This window comes from Anaerobiospirillum sp. NML120448 (assembly GCF_023050945.1).
Classification (GTDB): Bacteria; Pseudomonadota; Gammaproteobacteria; order Enterobacterales; family Succinivibrionaceae; genus Anaerobiospirillum.
Genome location: NZ_JALKIM010000155.1, coordinates 1 through 1,906, shown reverse-complemented (window position 1 = coordinate 1,906; position 1,906 = coordinate 1). Strand labels below are relative to the sequence as shown.

Annotated in this window: 3 protein-coding genes; 2 read left to right on the top strand and 1 reads right to left on the bottom strand. The window is 37.2% G+C overall.

Annotated features, from left to right (window positions below; all coding sequences use genetic code 11):
- Positions 1–121 precede the first annotated feature (121 nt).
- On the bottom strand, positions 122–334 hold the full coding sequence (locus MXE38_RS12185; RefSeq protein WP_246915468.1) for a hypothetical protein: 213 nt from the start codon (positions 332–334) through the stop codon (positions 122–124).
- A gap of 285 nt (positions 335–619) precedes the next feature.
- Here MXE38_RS12185 and MXE38_RS12180 point away from each other — a divergent pair, with 285 nt between their 5' ends.
- Both MXE38_RS12180 and MXE38_RS12175 read left to right on the top strand, forming a co-directional pair.
- Positions 620–970: a DUF6547 family protein gene (locus MXE38_RS12180; RefSeq protein ID WP_246915466.1), complete on the top strand. Its 351-nt coding sequence runs from the start codon at positions 620–622 to the stop codon at positions 968–970.
- A 230-nt stretch (positions 971–1,200) separates the two neighbouring features.
- Positions 1,201–1,596 (top strand): hypothetical protein, encoded by a 396-nt coding sequence (locus MXE38_RS12175; protein ID WP_246915464.1) that lies wholly within the window; start codon positions 1,201–1,203, stop codon positions 1,594–1,596.
- The last annotated feature ends 310 nt before the right edge of the window (positions 1,597–1,906 follow it).

Sequence of the window (1,906 nt, the reverse complement as noted above, 5' to 3'; positions counted from 1 at the left end):
TCTTTAGCCTCTCTTGAGAATAAGTTATTTGGTTACTTTGATAAGTACAAAGCTCCAAATGATAAGTTCAAAAGTTTATGTTCTTTCAAATGTTTTAATACCTAATTATTTTTGTCGTTTACTATAAGCCCTTTGTTCTAATAGTGTTTTTTAGGCAGTCTACTAGAAATTGGTAATCCTCCGCACTCCAATCATCCACAAAAGGATCGGCTTTTATTACCCATTGCTCATTAACTTTGCGCCAGCAATCATTAACCACCTGATGACGTATAAAATGGGCAAACAAATCACTTGTGATTTCACCATCTTGAAGTGCCCTATACTCAACTTGCATAAAATCTCCCTCACTACAAATACGAACTAAAAACCAGCTCACTAGAACCAATAGACATACATAAAGCTAATATGCCCATAATCATACCATTGCCACCTTATGCTGGCCACTTGCTAACTTTTGGTAGCCTCAGCGAGGCTGATTTGCAAAGGCACTAAATTTCAGGGTAAATACAGGGTTTAGTCGTGATGTCTGTTAAAATATCCATTACAAGTTCAACCCCTCAGACAATTAAACATTAATTTTTTCATAGAGTTGAAAGGGATTGTTTTAGGAGTTTTATTGGTGAGTAAAGATCTAGAACTTTATAAGGCCTTTATTGATGGGCTGGTAAAGAGAAAGCAAAGCGTTGCTGCTCAATGGGTCAAAGAAGGTAGCTTTCCTAAGACTGAGGACAATAAGGCTAAAAACGCCCTACTGGCCTCATTATCACCAGAGCAAAGGGAAGTATTAGCCCAAATCTTGGAAGATGAACATATTGCAGGCATGCACACTGCTTTAGCTTACCTAAATGAAATCATGGATCTTGATGGTCTGGAACTTAGTCAAGATGGGCAAGCCATTAAAAACAACTATTTTGAGAGCCTTCATTACGACTTTATTTGCCGTTGCGAGGGCGATGACTGGCCTGAATAGCTGTCCATAATCAGCTTTAGAGCCTGTAAGCTGGTACGCTTATAAACTTATAGGCCTATATCCCAGTTGCTGTTAATGGTTTAAAAATCTTTATTAAGTATGGAATAAGCGCATTACTCTTAAGCAATCACGCTTTTAAAACAAGCTGGTGTTAAAAGGCGCAAACTTGCCTGCAACATGCCTTTAACTGCCTTAAGTGCAACAACTTTGCAAGCACAAGAGTAACTAATATGGATTCAGTAATACATTCCTTTGCTGGTTTGCACGACAATATAATCATACGCTACAGCGTTGACTTTGATAGGCAAAGCCTACATTTAGAGACCAAAAATGAGGCAGGCAAACAAATATCTGTGAACTTTAGTGGTGTCTTGGCACACAATTTTGAGCATGTCTCTCAGGACAATATTATTTTTGGCATAGATGAAATTACGATTAACAGCTTTTTTGAGCTTTACCAAGATTTGCTTATCAAAGCTATCAACTATGGCTTCCCAACCTATTGCAGCTCATTAGATCAACTGCGTGACTATCTAAAGCAGGAGAACATTAGAGCTTTCGTGATTGATTCTTCTCTTGGCTTGTGTGGTTTTGTTTTGGCCAAGAATATTGAACTTACCAGGTAATCAACATTCATATGAAAGACCTTTATTCCTATGGCAAGAAAACAGATCATTAAGGGGAAACCCTACTATTGCGCTGGTGTCTTTATTACCAATGAATGAAAAGTCTAAGCTTCCTTTCCTCGCCCGCTCATAAAACAATGCTGAACCAAAAGAAGACCTCTCATTTCTTAATATTTTTCCAGCACCATTATGACAGCACAAATTAAATACTAACGTTTGATATCAAACTTAAAAAGTTCAACTAAAAAAGGCTAATACTATGGTTTGACTTTACCAAACCTATAATATTAGCCTTATTAAATTACTTAAG